Source organism: Streptomyces swartbergensis, from assembly GCF_002148965.1.
Classification (GTDB): domain Bacteria; phylum Actinomycetota; class Actinomycetes; order Streptomycetales; family Streptomycetaceae; genus Streptomyces; species Streptomyces swartbergensis.
This window is the reverse complement of sequence record NZ_NGFN01000725.1, coordinates 1-1,165: the sequence shown is the minus strand read 5'-3', so window position 1 is coordinate 1,165 and position 1,165 is coordinate 1. Positions and strand designations below refer to the sequence as shown.

Genomic DNA, 1,165 nt, shown 5'->3' with positions numbered 1-1,165 from the left:
CCGGCACACCGGTGGCGACCCGCACCGGCCGGTCCTGATCCTGGTCGGCGGATACGCGGGCAGCGGGAAGACCGAGCTGGCGAGGTTCTTTGTCCAGCTCACCGGCTGGCCGCTGCTCGACAAGGATCCGCTGACCCGCCCGCTGGTGGAGAAGCTGCTGGTCGCGCTGGGCGGTGACTCGAACGACCGGCACACCGACCTGTATCGCACCCAGGTCCGGCCGGTGGAGTACGACTGCCTGATGCAGTCCGCAWTGGCCAACATCCGGTGTGGGATCAGCACGGTGCTCACGGCGCCGTTCATCGCGGAGATGACGGACCAGGCATGGATGCAGCGCCTGACCAACCGCGCGGCGTCCATGGGCGTCGACGTCTATCCGGTCTGGGTCCGCTGCGACGAGGAGTCGATGCGCGAATACATCGGTTTCCGGGGCGCGGCCCGGGATGCCTGGAAGCTCCAGCGGTGGGATGAGTACATGGCGACGATCGACCTGGATCTACGGCCGGCGGTGCCGCACCTGGTCGTCGACAACCGTCTCGGGGCCGCGGTCTCACTCGCGGACCAGGCCCGGCAAGCAATGGGGGCGATGTACGAGTGACCGGCAAGCACGGAGTGGTGCTGTATGGCCCACCGGCAGCAGGCAAGGACACCGTCACCCGAGCGCTGACCGAACTGAACTCGCGGTACGCCCAGTTCGCGCGGCTCAAGGTCGGCTCGGGCAAGAGCTCCGGCTACCGGATGGGCACTGCCGAGCAGCTGCACGCACTGGAGGCAGCGGGCGACGTCGTCTACGCCAACGCTCGGTACGGCAACACGTACGTCATCGACCGGCCGGGCCTGGATGCCGCGTTCGAGGCCGGCGTGCCAGTGGTGCACCTCGGGCAGGTCGATGGCATTCAGGCTCTGGTCGACGGCTACCGGGCCGACTGGGCTGTGGTTCTGCTGTGGTGCTCTCGGGACGAAACCGCGCGGCGATCCGAGGGCYGGGGCGACACGGACGCCGCGGCGCGCCTGGCCGCGTGGGATGCGACCCGCGAGGACCTGGACGTGCACGTGGCCATGACCTGGGATCTCACGGTAGACACGACGACGGCGTCGCCGCAGGAGTCGGCCTGGCGCATTGACCAGCTGCTGGTGCAGCGGGCGGAGGCGGCTACGGCATGAG

General features: G+C 69.1%; 2 protein-coding genes. Both read left to right on the top strand.

Annotated features, from left to right (window positions below; all coding sequences use genetic code 11):
* Positions 1-598: P-loop nucleotide/nucleoside kinase family protein (locus tag CA983_RS43910; RefSeq protein WP_244207363.1), on the top strand; the 598-nt coding region annotated here is incomplete at its 5' end.
* Positions 595-1,164, top strand: coding sequence for a phosphotransferase-like protein (locus CA983_RS43905; RefSeq protein WP_086606133.1), 570 nt, complete (start codon positions 595-597; stop codon positions 1,162-1,164). The genes CA983_RS43910 and CA983_RS43905, both read left to right, overlap by 4 nt.
* Position 1,165 lies beyond the last annotated feature (1 nt).